Below are 20,053 nucleotides of genomic sequence, written 5' to 3'. Positions count from 1 at the left end.
ATTTAATAGTCACTTGGGCTAATGGCTTGCCTAATATTTTTAATCTCATTCCAACGCTCCTCACTTAGACGATAACCCGTTCCTGGACCTGTATAATCATTTTCATTATTTACAGCGCTAATGACGAGATTGTTTTCATCTATGATCGCCGATGTATGCAAGTAATCCCCTGCTACTCGCTGCTTTAACATATTAAAAATTCGCTCTGCCGCTTCTGGAAAGCCACGTCTAGCCAAAATAAGCGCAACATCAAAGCCTGTAATTCCTTCTTTAATAATCCGCTCTGCCGCTTTTAAATCTTCAACGACATTACGTTTTGGCATATCCTCACTACCATTTGCATATGTTGCAGCATCGATTTCTTCTTCTGTTATTTCAGGAAAACCAAGCTCTTCAAAAATTGCCTGCATCGCTTTTGCTGCTTTATAACGAACTTGAATGATCTGATCCTCTTCAACCGGTTTCAAACCACCGTCAACCATCATATCGCGTTGAATTACTAAATAATCATCAAGGTCAGAGGAGTCCATATTCGATCCCGCAAACATATCATCACTGTTCGGGACAGCACTAAATCCAGAAAAAATAAAATCGGTTCCTGGGAGCATTTGACATAACATTTTCGCGCTTCTTCTAATTTCAGAATGGGAAAACGTTTGATCGTTACCTGAAGCAACTTCAAGATCAAACATTGTTGTCGCTAAGTTTTCAGCTAGAACGGCACGAATACCACTTGGAACAGATGCAGGAATGCCAATACAACTGATTGATCCATTTTGTAATCCTTGTACACCTGCTCCTTTAGCCATCATGACGCAGCGAACTTCTAAATAAAGCATAGACTTTCCTTCTGCACCTGCCATTTGCACTTCTGAACCTGTTCCAGATGTAAAGCGCATTTTCGCGCCTCTTGAAGCATAAGCAGACGCTAAAAACGACTTAGACCAAGGAGTGTCATCCCCGTCCATAAAAACCGATTCCGTTCCATAAATCGAAATCGTTTCTGCGTATGTCGTTAAGCCAAGCATCGTCAAACGCAATTCCGTCGCCTCTTCAAGAGCATCCTGAGTCATGACACCGTTTCTAGCTGTTTGTGAGCCAACGAGGAGAGCAAGTGCATTAAACGGTGCATAACGAACGATCCCAACTGTCGTCTCTTGTTCATCAAAACCAAGGCTACCAGCTTCTGCTGCATCAGCAGCCATTAATACAGGATTGTCACGTACATTTGTCACGTGACATTGATTTGACGGCTTCTTTCTTGCTCTCATTTTTTGAAGGGCCATCATCATCTCGACAACATTTAAATGATTTAACACTTCAACGACTTTCGCTGGCGTCATCCCTTTTGTAATTTGTAAAATCTGACGACGAGACACATTAATATCAACTAATTTCCGCGCAATAGCTAAACTTTCCATGTTCATCACTTCTTCAGCTGAAGCCGCGTCAATTGTGTAATCAGCTATAAATTGATCTAACGTATCAAACTCTTCTCGGCTCTTACCGTCTAATTCAACGATTCTGCCGCTTTCTATTTTAATAGATGGTGTTGGATCATTTGGACTCGACATAGCGACAAAACCTTGCTCTGGCCATTCTTGAACAAATCCATCCTTATTAACAGGTCGATCTTCAAGAACGAGAAATCGCTTCGAACGTTTTACAGATGTTGTTTTACTACTCATAGAAACACCCCTTTTCATTATGTCACCACGGCAAAATAAAACTGAATAATTCCAATATCACAACTTATTTTAATTATATTTTGTAAACGCTTTCTTTTCTCTGTAAAATGAATACTTAAATTAGGATAGAATATACTTCATGTGGAGAACCCTAGCATTATTAGAATAAGAAGATCATGAAATAAGATTATAAAAGGGCAAGAAGAGAGAACATAACTTTCTCCTTCTTGCCCTTTTAGATTATTCTTTTCCAACTTGACGGATATCTGCTAGAATTTTCTTTGTTTCCTCGGTTCCGAGCTCATAGACGTACTCATAAACTTGACGTAATCCTTTTTGAGTCTGATCTTTATCACGATCAGCGGCTTTTTCATCGAATGGTCGTCCAAATATTTGTTCAGGATCAAAATCATCCTCACTTACCTCTTCAAGCATCGCATATAGCTTATCTTTTTCCTCTTCTGTCGCATAAATTTCATATTGAATTAGATTATCTGGTGTCTTCGTCTTTGTAATACTTAAGACAGGCATGTCAATTGAGACATAATACGTTTCGCGCTTCATTCTTTATCGACTCCTTCTACTTTTTTATTCTTGTCGTTCTTTACCCCCTTTTAGCAGAAGTACACATTTATTTGAAAATAAGCACTGCAACATTCTATATCATGCTTTTTTTAACACAGCTTCACCCACATGCTCCGAAAAATCTTCCAACGCTTGAAGCGAGGAGATATCCTCCTCAAAAAGAGGAATGTGGATCAGTATTTGTTTCTTAAACGTTTTCTCCATTACTTGTAGATACTCTTTTTCGATTTCGCGTCGTCTTTGTAGAAAACTTCCATCCGCTTCATTTGGTAACACTTTATTAATGATAAGGGTATCTACATATAAGTCATGCTTGGCTAGTAGCTTAACAGCTTGTTCGGTCTCTAAAATTGGCAGCCTCTCAGGAATAAGAACAAACATAAAACCAGTCGTCTCTTGATCAAGTAATAGTTTACGGACAGCAGCAAACTTTTCCTTCCTCTTTTGAAGCGTATCGTAAATGGGATCTTCCACAGGCTCCCCGTCATTAAGTAGATTCGAATAGTTCGTATTGATTTTCTTACGCTTCTTCACCATCCCATCAATCCAGACTCCCATTAACTCAGGAAGGGTAAGAAGACGAATGGTATGTCCCGTTGGTGCCGTATCAAAGACGATTTTATCAAAATTATCCTTTTCTTCTAACAGAATCGATGAGATTGCATTAAACATCGCCGCCTCATCTGCCCCAGGGGTGGTTGCAGCTGTGTCAATTTGCCGATGGACCTCGTCAACTAGACTCGATTTAATCATGCCCTTTAAGTTTTCTTTTACACTTTGAATATACTTTTTCGTTTCCTGCTCAGGATCTATCTCCATTGCATAAAGGTTGTCAGTTAGCTTCTTTTGCTTCCCGCCAATTTTCGTATGAAAAATGTCCCCGACGTTGTGGGCTGGATCAGTTGATACAAGCAACGTTTTAAATCCTTGTTTTGCACAAAGCATGGAAATCGCGGCTGCAGACGTTGACTTGCCAACACCTCCCTTGCCACCAATAAAATAGATTTGTTTATTTAATAATTCTTTCATCTGCCATCATCCTTTTGCACAGTTTAACAACAACGAATTCCGTCTAATGGAGATTTCTCCATCCCCATACGTAAATGCCACTCATGGAACTTTTCAAGAATATAAGGATAAAGCTCCAATGTGTAATAAAAGGCTGGATTAGGAATGCCTAGCATGTCCGAATAAACAAGTAGCAAAAACAAATCATCCTCATCTTGAAGCTCACGATGAATTTCAGCCTTATGTGGCAGACGGAGGATTTCATCATACAATTCAAATATTCGTTTCAGTGAACGTTTTTTTTTCATCATATCACCGCATTCGTTCATTTATATTAAGATAGAAAAAGGATTAGAGCTTCCATCTAATCCCTTTTCCGAGCAAATTTTAATCTTCTTGCTAACGTTTTCATTACCTTTATGCCTTAAAATCCTCATTGGTATTTACATCTTTTTTTCCTTTAGTCAATTCAGAGATCGCGACAATGATAATCCATAATGCAAAGACTAGAATCAGGGAACCGAAACCAAATAGCAATAAATTCGTTCCTGTCTCTGCATACGGCGACCATTGGAAAATAACTTGTTGCGCCATTGCCCATAATGTCATAAAGAGAATAAAGACCATTGGAATAAGGGTTGGTAAATAATTTCGCCCCTGTCTCTTAAGCCAAATAGTAATTAATAATAATGTAATCCCTGCTAAGAGCTGATTTGATGTTCCAAACAACGGCCAAAGTAGATAGCCGCCAGACCCAAAGCCGTTTGGTCCTTCTGGTAATAAAACGAGAGCTGCACTTGAAACAACAGCAATCGTTGTGGCGACATGTGTTTTTGACAAAGCTGGTAGTTTGTATTCTTGCCCTAGTTCGGCAATGATGTAACGCATGAGACGGACCGATGAATCAAGCGTTGTCGCCGCAAAACTCACAATAATAACAGCAACGATGGTTGCAGCAATATCTGCAGGAATGAGAAGACCTGTAGCTAGCTGACCTGCCCCTTGTACAAAGTTTCCAAGTCCTCCGCTGTTTGCAGCACTAAAGCTAGAGTAAGCAGCTGAAAAATCAGCAGGGGATGCAAAAAACGTAGCAATTGCAATAACGACGATTAATGCCAATAACCCTTCTCCAACAGCTCCAAGGTAGCCAACAAAACGTGCATCCGTTTCTTTATTTATCTGTTTCGATGTTGTACCTGATGACACAAGTCCATGGAATCCAGAAATTGCCCCACAAGCTATTGTGATAAATAACAGAGGGAACCAAGAAATATCAGGAGATCCATTCGTTGCAGGTGCTGTAATCGTTGGATTTGAAAATAACAAGCCGAGATAAAGAATTGCCAATCCGACAACTAGCTGATGAGAATTGATATAGTCTCGGGGCTGTAATAGCTTCCAAACTGGCAATACCGAGGCAATATAAACATAAATCATGAGGATTATAATCCAAACAAAGAACGACATTGCCACACCATTTAATCCGAAAGCAACAATATTGTCCTCTCCACCAAAATAGCTGACTAAATCAATTTGAAGCGCTGGAACACGGCTTGCAATAATTGCAGATAAGTACATGACTGCAAGAGCGACAAGTGATGGAATCATCATCCCACCTTGTTTTTTGTACACATGATAACCGATCCAAACAGCTAATGGAATTTGAATAAATACCGAGAGAACGGCAGATGGATTTGAAATAAAGAGGTTTGAAATAACCCAAGCAAAAACAGCGTTTACCATTAAAACAAGGATTAAGATAATAAAGAGGAAGAGTAGTTTTGCTTGCCTTCCAATCAGTTTGTCTGCAAGTGTTCCGACTGATTGACCTTTGTTACGAACAGACAGAACAATAGCTCCAAAATCGTGAACCCCTGCTGCAAATACTGTGGCGAGTACGATCCATAAAATCGCAGGAAGCCATCCCCAATAAATCGCGATTGCTGGTCCAACAATCGGTGCAGCCCCAGCAACTGAAGTAAAATGATGCCCCCATAACACATATTTATTAGTAGGGACAAAGTCTTTTCCATCGTTAAATTGATGGGCAGGGGTGACAAAATTAGGATCAAGTCGATAAATCTTTTCAGCAATAAATTTTGAATAATACCGATAACCTAAGGCAAACACAATCATTCCTAGTAAAGCAAGAACAATAGCATTCATGACCAAAACACTCCTTTCAAAAATAGGAATAAATAACTTATTATTATTTTAGAATATTCCGAATTAAATTACTAGGTAAAACGCTTTCATTTATGAAATTATGTCAATCTTTAATCTGCCTTTTTACATATTTATGAGTAAATACTGAAATTAGAATGATTTTCGTAAACATAAAAATCCTCACGCAATGATGTGAGGATTTTACTAAGTATCTCGTTAAATAATTAACTAACCTTGTATACCGCTACAAATTTTTTCTACCTAAAGAAAATAGTACATTTACTTCGCTTCTTTTTTCGTTAGCTTAAATTTATTAACTAAACGACCGAGATTTGATACGACAAGAGAACTTTGCTCTGAATCAAAGCGGGCATCTTGGATTAAATCAACCATTTCTTCTGTCGATTGATCAACATGTTCAACAGCTCTTACATTTTGTTCATTAATCGTGGCGATATTCGTAATAATGTCCCTCATTTGCTCTGTCACATTTGGATGTGTGGCTGATGTTTGCGCCATCTGTGTCAAGACTTCGCGCACATCTTGAATTAAGTCCGCTCCCTCACCAACCTCTTCACTACTTTCCTGAATCGATTTTTGAACTAGCACGGAGCTTCCTTCAATTTCATCTAGGCTCTCACTAATTTCTTTGGTCGCAAGCGTCGTTTGATCTGCCAATTTACGGATCTCATCAGCCACGACCGTAAACCCACGTCCATATTCTCCTGCCTTTGCAGCTTCAATCGTCGCATTAAGTGCAAGTAGGTTTGTTTGCTTGGCAATGTGATTAATCGTATCGACAATGAGTCCAATATTATTAGAAAATTCATTGAACCCATTTGTTAATCCCAAGGTATCCTGAACTTTTTGTACGATTTGACTCATTTTTTGCTCTATGCTCTCCACTTGCTCTTGAGCTTGGAAGAGCTGTTGTTGAGATTGTAGCTCTACTCCTTGCAATGTATCACTAATTTGATCTACCTGACTCATTGCCTCTTTAACATCAGCTAACTGTTGCTGCATCCCTTCTAACATCTCACTTGTTTGTTTAAGAACTGCGAAAGACCCTTGTTCAATTTGTACCGTTTTCTCACTTAGTAAATGATTGGTTTGTTCCACATCTTGCGCCGTAGATTTCACTTTTCCCATTAACCCATCTTGACTGTCAATAAGGTTGTTCACCCAACGACCTAGCGAACCCGTTTCATCATTCGATAGAAGTTTATCCTCTAAACGAATCGTCAAATCACCGCTTCCTTCCGCTATTTGACGAACGACCTCTGTCATTTCATTTAATCGAGACACAATCGGAGCAATCCCTTTTTGATAGAACCAATAGGTAGCAAAACCACCGTATAAAATATTAACCAATAAAACACTCCAACTAGGGATCATACTAAATACGCTCAACCCTTGATTGATTAAAATCCACAACAGAATGATTGAAACAAACCGTTTTCCTAGATTCCAACCAATCGATCTGTTTCGATAAACTTCTTCTAAATCCCCTTCACACATCATCCCAAAAACATCTGGTGAGCCAGGTAACTGAAATGTCACCCCTTTACCGATTACAGGAATATGGCGATAATCTGAATAACCTGGAAATTCAACAAATAGATTGTCACCATTTCGAATCGTATTTGCGACACCAGGATGCAATTCATTTGTCGCTGGATCAGTAAAGCGAATTTCAAACTCTGTATGCTTATTCACTTTCACTTTTCCCCAATGTTTTGTATCGATGCCATCCTTTAAATTATCTCCTAACGAAAAGGTACGGTCTTCAAAGCGACTACGAGATAATGCAATTCCTGGTGATAAATCAGGATTTAAATTGGACTTAGCCATAAAGATGTAATTATCTCCAGAATCTTTATAAATATGTCCAGCTTCCCGCTGAATCAAATCTCCAATCACATCATTCGGGACACGTCCAACTAGTATGTATTCAACCTCTCCTTGATTGATCACAGGTTGTAAAAACAATAAGGTCACGTCATCATGAAAGCTTGATGTTCGAGGACCAATCTCTACGGTGATAGGATCAATGTAAGGTCCGTAAAGTAGATGTTCATTTGTTTTGATAACTTGATCAATAGCTTTCTGATAAATTGCATGATCTTGACCACGATAGGAAGAGCCTTGGTGCTTCGGAAAAGAAGAAGCTTCTACTGTCCCTTCTCTATTCAATAAAAATAATTCCGTAAAATAAGTACCTCTTTGTCGTTGCTGCTCTAAATAGGTTGATAACTCCTGTTGAGGCGTATGATTTAATTCTAACGCGGCACTTTCTAAAAAAGCCCATTGCTCATTCACCCAATCGGTTAATAAGGTCACTCTCGTTTTGGCAATACTCTCAAAAATTTTCTCCACTGATTCAGTATTCTTTTTGTTTAATGCGTACGACCACCATAATGGTAAGCCCTCTCTAAATTGCAACCAACCAAACAGACCCATTCTCTCCACTCCATTTGAAAATTCTCTCTATATCTACGTATACCTAAAACCTTTGACCCAATTAAAGTCATGTGATCTATTATATTTTTAATTGTCTATATTTTCAAATGCTTTTTACATTTTTCTGCTATTGATTTGTTATAGATGTGTGAAATTGAAATAGGCTATTAAACGCAATATCTACGAGATGCGTTTAATAGCCTATAATCTACCTTTTATCCAACTTGAGCTTTAGCCTTATCTTCTTCAACATTCTTGATGATACAACGCCCTCTTCCATAAGGAATACAAAGCGGAGTGCCAAAAATCGGATCGCTCGTTACTTGGCATTCCATTTTGAATACATCTCTTACTAAATCACAAGTGATGACATCCTCTGGCTTCCCCTCGGCATAAATCTTTTTATCTTGAACAGCGATAATATGATGGGCATAACGGCAGGCTAGATTTAAATCATGCAGTACCATCACTATGGTTCGATTCTCTTTTTCATTCAACTCAAATAATAAATCAAGAATCTCAATTTGATGAGTCATATCTAAATAGGTTGTTGGCTCATCTAAAAGAATCGTATCTGTATCTTGAGCTAATGTCATCGCAATCCATGCTCGTTGTCGTTGGCCTCCAGAAAGGGAATCAACCTGTCTTTCAGCAAGCTCTGTCATCTGCGTAGCCTCTAACGCCTCATTAACCTTTCTCTCATCTTCTAGAGACCACTGCTTTAACCAGTTTTGATAAGGGTAACGACCTTGTTTGACTAACTGTAAAACCGTTAATCCTTCTGGCGCTTCAGGTCCTTGAGGAAGAATCGCTAATTGTTTGGCGATTTCTTTCGTTTGCATTTTTTGGATCGATGTACCATCCAGAATAATCGATCCTGCCTTTGGCTTTAATAGTCTTGCAAGCGACCGAAGTAATGTAGACTTTCCACAGCCATTCCCACCGATAAAAACGGTAATTTCTCCTTTAGGAATATGTAAATCAAGGTCTTCTATAATAACCGACTCACCATAACCGAGCGTCAAAGAATTTGTTTCCAGTCCATTTCGCATACCATTTGACTCCTTTCTTTTCGTTTATAGATTTCTGTATTTATATAACAAGTAAATAAAATACGGTGCACCAATCGCTGCTGTAAACACACCTGCCGGAATTTCAGTTGGGCCAAACAACACTCTACCAATTAAATCAGCGACAATAACTAAAATCGCTCCGACTACTGCCGAAACAGGTAGCAATGCTCCAAAGGAAGAACCGACAAGCTTTCTCGAAATATGAGGAGCAATTAGGCCAACAAAGCTGATCGCGCCTGCAAAAGCTACTCCTCCTGCTGCAAAGCCTGTACTTAATAGTAGAAAAAGGATTCGATAACGTCCAACTCCACTTCCAACACCTGTAGCAATCGAATCACCAAGCTCTTGAACATTTAAATGCCTCAAGAAAATAAATAGCAAAACAATCAATCCCGTTGTATATGGCAATAAAATAAAAACATTTTCCCAGCTAGCACCATAGATCGAGCCTGTCAGCCAAATATTCGCTTGGCTTGCCCGGTAAATCGGGCCTAAAATCATAAATAAAGTTGTCAACGCTTGTGTTAATGCCGATAACCCTATCCCGATTAGCACAATTTTGATAGGTGAAGAGCCATTTTTCCAAGAAAGCACATAAATAAGAAAGGCAATCACAGTCGCTCCGATAAAAGCAGCTAGTGGCATCCAATGAATACTAACCGTTAACGCATTGTTTTCGTTACTAAATAAAGCTAAGAAGGAAACGACTCCAACAGCCGCTCCACCCGTAATCCCGATAATATCAGGAGATGCTAGAGGATTTCGAACAAGCCCTTGTAAAATCGCTCCTGAAATCGCTAAACACATTCCAACAAGAGTAGCGATAATAATCCTCGGTAATCTAAAGGAGTTTACCACTAATTGGTCCATTTCTGTTCCATATCCAAACCATGCTTTCACAACATTAACGGGACTGATTCTCATGTCACCTAATCCGCTACTTAATAAAGCAAAAAACAAGGTTATACATAAAAGTACGAGGAATGTGACTAAGCTTTTACGGTCTACTAAAAAAGAAATGCTTCCTTTTCCAAGCCGTAATGCTATATACTTTTTCAGTTTCACGACTTAGTCACCCCCTTGCGTGCAATATAAATAAAAAATGGGGTTCCAATAATCGCCGTCATGACTCCTACAGGAATTTCCTGTGGCATAATCACATAACGAGCACTAATATCAGCTACAATTAACAAGATTCCCCCAATAATCGCACAGTAAGGAATGACCCAACGATAATCAATCCCTACTAAAGAGCGCGCAAGATGTGGAACCATAATTCCTAAAAAGCCAATAGGACCTGCAATCGCAACAGATCCACCAGCGAGCAGAATGATAAACAATGCTGTAATGAGTTTAATCAGACCCGTTCGTTGCCCTAATCCTTTCGCAACATCCTCTCCCATCGATAACAGGTTAATATGCCGCGCTACAATCACCGAACCTATCCAAGCAAGCATCAAATAAGGTAAGATACTTTGTAAATATTCTAAGCTTCTCCCTTGTACCGAACCAGCGAGCCAAAACAAGACTTCCTCTAATGCTTTTTCATTTAAGACAAGCATCCCCTGCGTTAAAGAAGAGAACATCGCCCAAATGGCCGCCCCAGCTAAGGTGAATTTCATTGGTGTTAGCCCTTCACGACCGAGTGAACCGATAAAATAAACGATAGCCGCTGCCACCGTAGCCCCCGCAAAAGCGATCCAAACAAAAGCGTTTAATGAAGCAACTGAGAAGAAGGAAACAGCTGCAACGATAAAAAAGCTTGCACCTGCATTGATTCCAAATATTTTTGGATCTGCCAGTGGATTTTTTGTCAAAGCTTGCATCAAAGCCCCTGCAATTCCAAGACTAGCTCCAACCGCCGCAGCAATTAACGCTCTTGGCATCCGCACCGTTTGAATAATGAGATGTTCATTCGATCCATCAAAATGTGTATAAGCCTCAATTGCCATTTTCCACGTGGTATCCGTATATCCATATACAATACTGAAACAAATAAATAGTAAAAATAATATTGCTCCAACTAAAAGCCCCAAAATTTTAGATGTTGTTGAGTTTAATAACATCATAGTCCCTACTTTTCTTTCTTTTTCTTTCTATTTGATAACAATATCAGTTTATTTTACCTGACAAGAAGTGTCAATGATTTTGAAAATCATTTTCAATTATATATTGACATTATCATAAGCAAATTTTAATATATTAATTGCGAATGAAAATTATTCTTAATTAACTATTATTTGGAGGGAACGTATAATGCCGAGTAAAACAATGAAATCGATTCTTTTTGCACTAATGTTAATCTTTATTTTAGCTTTAGTTGCTTGCGGTAGCGAGACTGAACCAGCAACAGAGACAGAACCTTCTAACACTGAAGATGTTGAAGTAGTAGAAACCGAAGAAGCTTCATCTGAGTCCACATCATATACAATTGAACATGCGATGGGAACAGCAGAACTTGCTGGTACCCCTGAAAGAGTTGTGATTTTAACAAACGAAGGAACAGAAGCATTACTATCAATGGGGGTAACGCCAGTTGGGGCTGTTTCATCTTGGACAGGTGACCCTTGGTATGATCACATTAAAGATCAAATGGAAGGTGTTCAAGAAGTAGGAACAGAAAGTGAACCGAACCTTGAAGCAATTGCCGCGCTTAATCCAGACTTAATTATCGGAAACAAAATGCGTCAAGAAGCTGTTTATGAGCAGTTAAATGCAATTGCACCAACAGTATTTGCAGAAGACCTACGTGGAAACTGGAAGATTAATTTTGAGCTTTATGCACAAGCAGTCAATAAAGTAGAAGAAGGACAAGAAGTTCTTACTGATTATGCTAATCGTATCGCTAGCTTCCAAGAAAAAGCTGGCGATAAGCTAGACTTAGAAATCTCAATGATTCGTTTTATGGGCGGAGATGTTCGCATTTATCAAAAGGATTCATTTTCAGGCGTTATTCTTGAGGAAATCGGATTTGCTCGTCCTGAATCACAGGATGTTGATGAATTTGCGATTACAAATGCAACAAAAGAAATGATTCCACAAATGGATGGCGACCTTCTTTTCTATTTCACATATGAAACTGGTGATGGTGAAGGATCGAAAGTAGAAGAACAATGGCTAAATGATCCTTTATTCCAACAGCTACCTGTCGTGGCAAACGGAAATGCTCACAAAGTAAGTGATGAAATCTGGAACACTGCTGGTGGCGTTATCGCTGCAAATCTAATGATTGATGATTTAGAAGCTAAAATTCTAGAATAAAGTGTTTATTAAACTTATCATCTTCATCCCTCAATCAGTTTATCTGAACTGCACCCTATTAATTGGACATTTTAAAAAGACTTTCATTTTATGTGGCCAATTGATGACCTCGGTATTAAGCCGAGGTCATTTTGTTTTGATCGAATATTAATGCAACACTAATGATACTAGACCAAAATCTATCCTTATCCTCATGATCAAATTAAGCAGGTTGTTAAACAACAATCCTATCCAGTGATTCAAAATGGTATCAATTAAACACAGAATATAATATATTTTAAATAACTGATGTTTTAAGAGGTGCCCCCAAATGAATAATTTTTCAAAGAAAAATGAATTAGAAACATTAAAAATCGAAAATCAGCTATATAAAGAGCTCATATCACAATTACCATATTCCCTTGTTTACCAAAATCCCCAACTCGGCTATCAAGTCGAAAAAAAAAAGGGCAAGCAATTTCCTGTCATTCATCCATACCAAAAAGAATTGGTAGAGGAGAAGCAACTAAACTTAACGATTACTTCTGATCTGTTCGAGCCAGTAGAAAATATTCTCAGTAAAATTATTGATCATGTACCGCACCACATCGTTTTTACTGATAAGAATGGGATCATCACCCTATGCAATTTACAGGCTGCTAGAGATTTACACGTCGATCAAAAAGAAATGGTTGGTAAACATATTCGTGAACTTTTACAAATACCAGATGAGAAAATTATCATTCTTGAAACGCTGAGAACGGGTAAAGAAATAATCGACCAAGAGGTTCTTGACCGAAACTATGGGATTATCAATACTAGAATTATTTATGATGCGCATGGGTCGATTCAACGAGTAGTAGGGACCTTTCAATTTTTAAATCGAATTAAAAATGCAGAAAAACAGGCCCTTGCAGGCAGAATCGCCGCTGGAATTGCTCATGAAGTCAGAAATCCACTTACAACGGTCAGAGGGTATTTGCAGTTGCTACAAATGAAGGTAGAACCAGAGATATCAGAGCTGTTTGAGTCCTTACTGATACCAGAAATCGATCGAGCTAATAAGATTATTAGCGACTTTTTAAGGATTGCAAAACCTTCTCAAACGAAAACCCAAATCTTCCAAGTCACAGATTTTTTCAACAATCAGCTTGGAAACTTTCTTAATAGTGAGGCCCATCTCTATAATGGAGAAATTAATTATGAATTTTGCCCTAAGTCAGAAACGTGTTTGATTGAAGTGAACGGAGATGAATTAATTCAAGTCTTTATTAATTTGTTTAGAAACTCTTTGCAAGCAAAGCAAGATGAACATTTAAAGATTCACATTAAAACAAAGGTGGTTAAGGATCTGCTCGTCATTACATTCAGCGACAATGGTAATGGAATCAACCCATCCATTCTCCCCTATATTTTCGACCCCTTTTTTACTACAAAAGATGAAGGAACAGGGTTAGGATTATCCGTTTCTAAAAAAATCATTGAAAATCATAATGGCTTAATGGAGGTGAGCAGTAGCAAAGATGGAACTGTTTTCTCCATTTCACTACCAATAGCTAAATTAAGCTAACAGCGTCTCTGGCCTGCTGTTAGCTTTATCTATTTACCCAGTAAATACCTCTCCCTCAGGATAACGGATTGTTGACTTTTTCGTTCTTGCCAATGAGAATGCCAAAGTTAATGGACCTACCCTTCCTATAAACATAAGGACAACAATAATTTCTTTACCAAGCGAGGTTAAGTCCCACGTTAACCCCATTGATAATCCAACGGTCCCAAACGCAGAGAAAGCTTCAAATACGATCATGAGAAAAGGAGCATCTTCAGTTATCGTTAAAGCAAAAATCGCTATAAACACGACGAACAAACTAATAACAGCAATGGCTAATGAACGAAATATTAATTGAACCTTTAATGTTCGATTAAACACAACCGTTTCTGTTCTCCCTCTTAAATATGTTAAAACAGCCATTAAAATCACAATAAAAGTTGTCAATTTGATTCCACTTCCTGTTGATGCACTACCTGCTCCAATAAACATTAGTAAAAGCATAAACACAATCGTTCCTGGAGTCAGGCTCCCAATATCTAAAGAATTAAATCCCGCTGTTCGTGTTGTGACTGCTTGAAAATAAGATGCCCACAGCTTATCACCTAAATCTAGGGCTCCTAATGTAACAGGATTGGTATATTCAAGTAAGAAAATGAAAATCATCGCGACAACGTTGATAATCAGCGTTCCAACAAGCATTAATTTTGTGTGTAATGATAAATGTCTAAACTCCTTTGTATGCCACAAATCAGCCAAGACCGTAAATCCAATCCCACCTGTAATAAACAAAAGAGTAATAATGAGATTGACAACTGGATCTCCTACGTAGCCCATTAAATTATCTGAAAACAAAGAGAATCCTGCATTATTAAATGCTGATATCGAGTGAAAAATACTCGTGTAAATACCAAATCCCCAGCCATACTCTGGTACCCATCGCATCGATAGCAAGATGACGGCAATGAACTCAATGAAAAAAGAAAACATAAAGACCGTTTTTACAAGACGAATAACACCGCCAATGGATGTTTGGTTAAAAGCTTCTTGGACTAATATTCGCTCTCTTAATCCAATTTTCTTCCCTAACACAATGACAACTAAAACAGCAAAACTCATTAGTCCAAGTCCACCAATTTGAATTAATACCATAATCACCACTTGCCCGAATACAGTAAAGACTGTCCCCGTATCGACCACAGCAAGACCTGTAACCGTAGTCGCAGATGTAGCTGTAAACAATGCATCTATCCAACTAATCGGAATAGTCGTCGCAATCGGGAGTTTTAATAAAAAGGTACCGACAACAATCGCAATTAAAAAGCTTAAAGCAAGTATTTGCGGAGGTGACACTTGAACACGTCTGTGTAACAGTTCTTTTTCACCAAATAGCATGATTGTGACTTCCCTTCTTTACAAGTAAAACTTTCATGAGCTTCTACTCTCAACCTAGAATGAAAAAGCATGATTCTTTTTCTATCCAACTAGAAACGAACCAACTTTTACACAGAAAAAAGACCATTACAAAGAATGGTCCTAAAAAGGGCCTTCTCTCCAAAAAACGCTTGCGAAGTTAGCTGTCGGATTAGGGATTGAGAGTACCCCCTCTTACTCATTAAGATTCACCCCAAGACGGTAAATTAACCGTCAAAATGGTTCCCCCGCTCATAAAATAAATGATTAAGCGATTAAAGGTATATTTGAATTGAATAAAGAGAATTTACTCCTGTTTTAGAAAGTTGTCAATTTATTGTTTTAGTTTTTTTCCAAAAAAATATTTTTTATAACTATCATTTCAAGTAGCTTATCGTGACCAAATAACTTATTATAATGCTTATGACTAATAGTTGATAATAACTACATATGCCCTCACAATGGCATCTTATCATTCCCATCATTTCACTAGTATATATCTTAATTTTAGTCATATATTCTCTTTAATTAGAGTAATTGTTTATCTAAAATAAAGCTTGTGTAAAATAACATGTTGAAACGAAATTTAGTTTAAATTTAATTTAATAGATTTTAAATTAATTTATTTTTCATGCTTGAAAATGTCCATAATGATTGTTTTGGCATATCAAATGTGTGAATGAGGAGAAGATACAAGAATGGATCTAATTATTATACTTAAAGCCATTATTTTAGGAATTGTTGAAGGATTAACAGAATTTGCTCCCGTTTCGTCTACAGGTCATATGATTATCGTTGATGATTTATGGCTCCAATCTGAACAGTTTTTAACAAAATATGTAGCCAATACATTTAAGATTGTTATTCAACTTGGTTCTATTCTAGCTGTTGTCATTATTTTTAAAGATCGTTTCATTGATCTATTAAAATTAAATCGTCGTAAGCAAAAAACAGCTCATCAACACGATGGTCTTAAATTAACACATATTATCGTCGGCTTAATTCCTGCTGGGGTGCTAGGAGTCCTTTTTGAAGATTATATTGATGAATATTTATTCTCAATAAATACTGTATTAATCGGATTAGTAATCGGTGCTATTTTTATGATAATAGCTGATCGATTTGGGCCTAAAAATCCAAAAGTCCACACAGTTGACCAAATCACCTATAGACAAGCTTTGACTGTCGGATTGATTCAATGTTTCTCATTGTGGCCAGGCTTCTCACGCTCTGGTTCGACTATTTCTGGCGGTGTCTTACTCGGGATGAGTCACCGTGCCGCTGCCGATTTCACCTTTATTATGGCCGTTCCAATTATGGCTGGTGCGAGCTTTCTATCATTACTTAAAAACTGGCAGTACTTTACGCTTGATGCACTACCGTTTTTTATCGCTGGCTTTATTAGTGCATTTGTGTTTGCCTTAATTTCTATTCGTTTCTTCTTAAGAATCATTAACAAAATTAAACTTACACCATTTGCTATTTATCGGATCATCTTAGCTGCACTTATTTATGTCGTGTACTTTTAAACAGAATTTACCTTTTATAAAGGACAGTCAGAAACGATTTCTGACTGTCCTATTTTTATTTATGTAACCTTGATTAAACTGCCATCGTTTAATAAGAAAATAAAGAAAATGAATGAAAGGGGTGTTCAGTACTATGACAAAGACTACAGGACTTCAAATTGGAATCGTCACTTTAAGTATTGTAAGCCTATTTTTGGCTTTCCAACTTTTCTTTAGCCCATCTTCCAAGCAGGCTACTAGTGCAGAGACAAATGTTCAAGCAGGAACACTAATTGTGAGTGGGGTTGGTGAAGTGAATATAGAACCAGATATGGCTTACATTTATTTAGGAGCACAGGCAGTTGCTTCGTCAGCTGAAGAAGCTCAAACTCAAATAAATGAACGAATGAATGCTATTCGTCGAGTTCTCGAGGAAAGTGGAGTTGCAGAAGAACATATTCAAACCTCTCGTTTTCATGTGTACCCACAGCACAACTGGAACGCTCAAGGAAATGAGATTACAGAGGAACGCTATCGTGCCGAGCACATGCTTGAAGTCCAATACATGGACATTTCTACTTTAGGGGAATTAATTGATGCTGCATCTACAGCAGGAGCCAACCAGATCGAACAAATTCAATTTGCCTTGCAAAACCCTGAGGCAGCAGAGTATCAAGCTTTACAACAAGCAATCGAAAAGACTGCGTCAAAAGCAGATGCTATGGCCGAAAGTGCAGGTAAAAAAAGAGGAGAAGTCTTACAAATTGCTGACCAAGCAGCTCAAGTGAACCTTCCAATGCAGAATTATACAATGGCAGAAGAAGCAACACAAGAAAGTTCAAGGTCTACCGCGCTTGAAGCTGGCGAAATTCAAGTTACTCAGCGTGTGGATGTTATTTATCAGTTGCAGTAGTAGTAATAAAATAATAATAGCGAAACAAAGGGGACTAATAGGACAGTTCCCCTATTTCGCTTTTATTTCAATTAGTGTTACATAAAAAAAATATAATTAGATAGCGGATGTTCATTAATAGTCTAAAAGATGACGTGTAATCATTTGTTGATTTATTTCAGCAAGGGTCTGTATTTTTAACGTTTCCGTTATAAAGCTGATTGTATCAGCCATGTAAGGACCTTTATTTAACATTAGACAATCGAACTGATTTCCAAAAGATAGATCAGCTAATTCAGAACGAGAGGGAATTCCTTTTTTAGCAAGATTCTCTAATATTTGCGTAGCGAGTATAACAGGGATATGAGCAGCACGACATAAAGATAGAATTTCTTCTTGAACAATTGTTAGTTCCCCGTAGCCAAGCTCAATCGCTAAATCTCCGCGAGCTATCATCACACCGAAATGTTCAAATGAGAGGCCTTCGAAAATGATGTTAGAGAAATTCTCGACGGCATCTTTCGTTTCAATTTTCGCAATAATTGGCATATCTGTTTTATTATATTGTTTAAGGATTTGTTTTAATTGTTTTAAATCTCTTGGGTGATGGACAAAGGAAATTCCTACTATATCACTGTTTTCTAAAACAAATGTTAGATCTTCTTTATCTTTTGATGTTAAAGCAGGAACATTGAGACTCACAAGTGAATTTGGTAAGTTTACTCCTTTATCTTCCTTAATTTTTCTCACTTTGTCAGGAGAAATAATAGTTACTTCTATAAATGTTTGTGATACACTCTTTACTTTCCCTTTAATTTTTCCATCATCAATAAATATAAGGTCATTAGGCTGAACATTTTTAAAGGCTTTAGGTATAGTAACTGAAACTCCAGCCATGTCGGCCTCAGTTTGAGAGTGTCCTTCTTTTAAAGGATCTAAGTAAATTCTTAATGAATCCCCTCTTTTCACAAATATATCCGCTGGAACTGGCTCTATTCCTCCCACCCTTAACTCAATATTTTTTTTGAGATTCAATAATATCGTTTCATTAGTTAAGTAAGCAGTTTCGTCAATTGTTACCATTACACAATCAGTACTAAGTTTTGAATCAACAGTAAATGTTCGTTTTTTATTTCGATAGTCTTGAAAATCTAACATGTCACCTTTATTTAGTAGGCGAATATCGTTCATTCTATCAACGTTAATAATAAATGGACACTCTTCATCACTATTGGTCGTTGATAATAGCGTGCGATCAATATGATTCGTACAAATAAAACCCATTCTAGCTCTTGAAGCTTTTCCAAAAGCATCTTTTTTAACTTTTATTTTTAAAGGAGTACTTACTTTTTTAATAGGACCAATTCTAATTTTAGGACCAGCAAGATCCATATAAATTTTCAGTTGTTTCTTATACTTCCCTTGTTGACGTAACCCGTATTCAATTTTCCGTAATCGATTAATAATATTTCTCCATTCACTTTCACTATCATATGCACAATTGATACGCGCTATTGACATCCCATTTAATAAAAATTGTTCAATAACTCGATCGTCCATTACGATTTGAGAGTCTATTGTAACCATAATATGTGGATGGAAGGTGTTTTTAATATCTCCGAGTACACCATTCACTCTTTGTTTGGCAATCAATTGTGGATTTAAAGGTAAATAATTTGATTTTGGAAGCCTTTTAATCCCTAAGTTTAGTAAGGTTTTTTCTAAACTGCTTAATACATTATCTTCTGAAAATAAAACGAAACCAAACTGATTTAATTCATCAATAAGACTAGTTGTTACATGCTTCTTAAGCTCAATAAAGTTCAGTAAATTAGCTGCGCTAAATGTTTGTTCGCTTGATGAGTAATGATTTTTCTCAACCTTATTTTTTTCAAGTATGGCTTGGTAGACTGATGATATATAAGTGGCCAATGCACCTTTTGATGGTAACAGCATTTGAGAACCACTTCCTTTTTATCTAGATTCGTGTAAATTAGACTTTAATCTATCATTACAGCCAATTCACCTCCCTCCTCAAACATTCGTTAGAATGTTAGGTGGGAGGTGAATTGGCGGTTTTTTCTTTTTTCACTAGGATTATTGTAACGATTTTGGTAATATATACTTATAGGAACTTATGTTCGGAGGTGAAAACGTATGTATCAAACGCATCAAATTTGGGTCAAAAAAGGCCATCGCATGCACGGATATTTCAAAGAGATGTGTCAAAACGCAAAGAACATATACAACACAACAAACTTTTATATTCGCCAGATTTTCACTGGGTTAACTCAAGAAAGAGAGTTGCAACCTCTCCAACGGGAAGTTTTAAAAAATATCCAAAAGCATATCCCAAAAATAAACGATCATCAACTTTCAATTTATCAAAAGAAAGTTGATAAAGAAAAAGCAAAACCCGTTGAGAAACGCAAAGAAATCAAGTGTCATTTATTTGAAGAACCTTCAAAAGA

General features: G+C 37.4%; 15 protein-coding genes, 1 pseudogene and 1 riboswitch. Of the genes and pseudogenes, 5 read left to right on the top strand and 11 right to left on the bottom strand.

Going from position 1 to position 20,053, the window contains the following annotated elements; all coding sequences use genetic code 11:
- Positions 1 to 2 precede the first annotated feature (2 nt).
- The 9 genes from IQ10_RS07635 to IQ10_RS07595 form a co-directional block, all read right to left on the bottom strand.
- Complete coding sequence (locus IQ10_RS07635) at positions 3 to 1,688, bottom strand: propanediol/glycerol family dehydratase large subunit (protein ID WP_144449903.1); 1,686 nt, start codon at positions 1,686 to 1,688, stop codon at positions 3 to 5.
- A gap of 240 nt (positions 1,689 to 1,928) precedes the next feature.
- Positions 1,929 to 2,252, bottom strand: a complete 324-nt coding sequence (locus IQ10_RS07630; protein ID WP_144449902.1) for a hypothetical protein — start codon at positions 2,250 to 2,252, stop codon at positions 1,929 to 1,931.
- A gap of 99 nt (positions 2,253 to 2,351) precedes the next feature.
- Complete coding sequence (locus tag IQ10_RS07625; protein WP_144449901.1) at positions 2,352 to 3,302, bottom strand: ArsA family ATPase; 951 nt, start codon at positions 3,300 to 3,302, stop codon at positions 2,352 to 2,354.
- 23 nt (positions 3,303 to 3,325) lie between these two features.
- Positions 3,326 to 3,589, bottom strand: coding sequence for a cory-CC-star protein (locus tag IQ10_RS07620; RefSeq protein ID WP_144449900.1), 264 nt, complete (start codon positions 3,587 to 3,589; stop codon positions 3,326 to 3,328).
- A gap of 109 nt (positions 3,590 to 3,698) precedes the next feature.
- Positions 3,699 to 5,447 carry a carbon starvation CstA family protein gene (locus IQ10_RS07615; RefSeq protein WP_144449899.1) on the bottom strand — a complete coding sequence of 583 codons (1,749 nt, stop codon included), beginning with the start codon at positions 5,445 to 5,447 and terminating at the stop codon, positions 3,699 to 3,701.
- Positions 5,448 to 5,726: 279 nt separating this feature from the next.
- Entirely contained in the window at positions 5,727 to 7,907 is a 2,181-nt protein-coding gene (locus tag IQ10_RS07610; RefSeq protein WP_144449898.1) for a methyl-accepting chemotaxis protein, read from the bottom strand.
- 215 nt (positions 7,908 to 8,122) lie between these two features.
- Positions 8,123 to 8,959: an ABC transporter ATP-binding protein gene (locus IQ10_RS07605; protein WP_144449897.1), complete on the bottom strand. Its 837-nt coding sequence runs from the start codon at positions 8,957 to 8,959 to the stop codon at positions 8,123 to 8,125.
- A gap of 24 nt (positions 8,960 to 8,983) precedes the next feature.
- Positions 8,984 to 10,039, bottom strand: a complete 1,056-nt coding sequence (locus tag IQ10_RS07600; protein ID WP_144450254.1) for a FecCD family ABC transporter permease — start codon at positions 10,037 to 10,039, stop codon at positions 8,984 to 8,986.
- Between the two features lie 2 nt (positions 10,040 to 10,041).
- Positions 10,042 to 11,046, bottom strand: coding sequence for a FecCD family ABC transporter permease (locus IQ10_RS07595; protein ID WP_144449896.1), 1,005 nt, complete (start codon positions 11,044 to 11,046; stop codon positions 10,042 to 10,044).
- Positions 11,047 to 11,236: 190 nt separating this feature from the next.
- Between IQ10_RS07595 and IQ10_RS07590 the strand changes: the two genes are divergently transcribed.
- Both IQ10_RS07590 and IQ10_RS07585 read left to right on the top strand, forming a co-directional pair.
- Positions 11,237 to 12,241 (top strand): ABC transporter substrate-binding protein, encoded by a 1,005-nt coding sequence (locus IQ10_RS07590; RefSeq protein ID WP_437177675.1) that lies wholly within the window; start codon positions 11,237 to 11,239, stop codon positions 12,239 to 12,241.
- Between the two features lie 310 nt (positions 12,242 to 12,551).
- Positions 12,552 to 13,790 (top strand): two-component system sensor histidine kinase NtrB, encoded by a 1,239-nt coding sequence (locus IQ10_RS07585; protein ID WP_144449895.1) that lies wholly within the window; start codon positions 12,552 to 12,554, stop codon positions 13,788 to 13,790.
- 33 nt (positions 13,791 to 13,823) lie between these two features.
- Here the strand turns inward: IQ10_RS07585 and IQ10_RS07580 are convergent, their stop codons facing one another.
- Positions 13,824 to 15,164, bottom strand: coding sequence for a TrkH family potassium uptake protein (locus tag IQ10_RS07580; RefSeq protein WP_144449894.1), 1,341 nt, complete (start codon positions 15,162 to 15,164; stop codon positions 13,824 to 13,826).
- A gap of 152 nt (positions 15,165 to 15,316) precedes the next feature.
- Positions 15,317 to 15,466: riboswitch (cyclic di-AMP (ydaO/yuaA leader) on the bottom strand.
- Positions 15,467 to 15,880: 414 nt separating this feature from the next.
- Here IQ10_RS07580 and IQ10_RS07575 point away from each other — a divergent pair.
- Both IQ10_RS07575 and IQ10_RS07570 read left to right on the top strand, forming a co-directional pair.
- Positions 15,881 to 16,711 carry an undecaprenyl-diphosphate phosphatase gene (locus tag IQ10_RS07575; RefSeq protein WP_144449893.1) on the top strand — a complete coding sequence of 277 codons (831 nt, stop codon included), beginning with the start codon at positions 15,881 to 15,883 and terminating at the stop codon, positions 16,709 to 16,711.
- 133 nt (positions 16,712 to 16,844) lie between these two features.
- On the top strand, positions 16,845 to 17,603 hold the full coding sequence (locus IQ10_RS07570; protein WP_158640012.1) for an SIMPL domain-containing protein: 759 nt from the start codon (positions 16,845 to 16,847) through the stop codon (positions 17,601 to 17,603).
- Positions 17,604 to 17,717: 114 nt separating this feature from the next.
- Here the strand turns inward: IQ10_RS07570 and IQ10_RS07565 are convergent, their stop codons facing one another.
- Positions 17,718 to 19,538 (bottom strand): pyruvate kinase, encoded by a 1,821-nt coding sequence (locus tag IQ10_RS07565; protein WP_144449891.1) that lies wholly within the window; start codon positions 19,536 to 19,538, stop codon positions 17,718 to 17,720.
- Between the two features lie 201 nt (positions 19,539 to 19,739).
- On the opposite strand from IQ10_RS07565, the pseudogene IQ10_RS07560 reads away from it, so the two are divergent.
- Positions 19,740 to 20,053: pseudogene (locus IQ10_RS07560) on the top strand (RNA-guided endonuclease InsQ/TnpB family protein); the annotation flags it as partial.

It is taken from the genome of Halalkalibacter nanhaiisediminis (genome assembly GCF_007830185.1).
Taxonomy (GTDB): Bacteria; Bacillota; Bacilli; order Bacillales; family Bacillaceae_D; genus Halalkalibacter; species Halalkalibacter nanhaiisediminis.
Note: the sequence above shows the minus strand (reverse complement) of the source record. Positions and strands in the feature narration are given on the sequence as shown.